Consider the following 862-nt stretch of genomic DNA (forward strand, 5'->3'; position numbering starts at 1 on the left):
GCCGCGCGGGTGTGCGGGCGGTTCACCGACGCGGGCGCCCTCGACGCGGCGGCCGTCGGGCGCGCGGCGGCGTCGGTCGTCAGGTCACCGCGGGACTGGTCGGCGTACGGCACTCAGGAAGAAGTCCTGCAGTACGTCAAGCAGTTGTGGCACTGCCTCGTGCGCTTCGGCTCGCCCGCGTGAGCCCCACGGGACGCCGGCGCCGGCGCCGCACCAGCGGCCAGGTGGCGACGCCGATGGCCAGGGCCAGCAGATGACCCCAGTTCGTCATGGGGTCGGTGAACGCGATCAGGTCCTCGACGAGCATCGCCCCGAACCCGCCGAGCACCAGCAGGCGCGGCAGCGGCGTCAGCAGTCCGGCCAGCGCCCCTATGCTCGCCGCGACCCCGAAGCTGATGCCGTAGTCGAGGCGGTGCAGCGAGCTGTCGGGAAGGTGGCCCGCCATCACCGACAGGCCGACGGGGACCTCGGTGGCGAGGGTGGCGAGGACATGGCCGAGCAGGAAGACGCCGGCCGTGCGCAGCCCGCCGATGCGCCGCTCCAGCGCGGTCATGACGACCAGGAAGGCGAGCACGAACGGTGACGTGATGCCGCCCGCGATCCACAGCGCGCTGGCCACGAGCACCAGCGCCGGCGACTGCGCCAGATGGGTGACGTCGGTGCTGGAGGCCCGCAGCGCCGCGGAGACCGTCTGCGGGTCCGCGAACTGCATGAACAGCGAGGTGCCGAGGAGCACGGCGGCGTACGCGAAGGTGAAGGGCGTCCCGGTCGGCGTCGGCAGCAGCCGCCACGGGCGCGGCCACCGGGCACGCCCGCGCGGGGCGGCCTCCAGGACCGGGGGCCGCGACTGCGCCGGGATCGC

2 protein-coding genes are annotated in these 862 nt (G+C 74.5%); one reads left to right on the plus strand and one right to left on the minus strand.

Annotated elements, in window-relative coordinates; translation table 11 throughout:
• On the plus strand, window positions 1-183 hold a 183-nt coding region (locus G3I40_RS02095), incomplete at its 5' end, for a DUF3626 domain-containing protein (RefSeq protein WP_164300418.1).
• Here G3I40_RS02095 and G3I40_RS02100 read toward each other — a convergent pair.
• Window positions 137-862 (minus strand): rhomboid-like protein (locus G3I40_RS02100; RefSeq protein WP_343244796.1); only part of this gene is annotated, 726 nt, incomplete at its 5' end. The genes G3I40_RS02095 and G3I40_RS02100 overlap by 47 nt on opposite strands.

The organism is Streptomyces sp. SID14478 (assembly GCF_010548525.1).
Classification (GTDB): domain Bacteria; phylum Actinomycetota; class Actinomycetes; order Streptomycetales; family Streptomycetaceae; genus Streptomyces.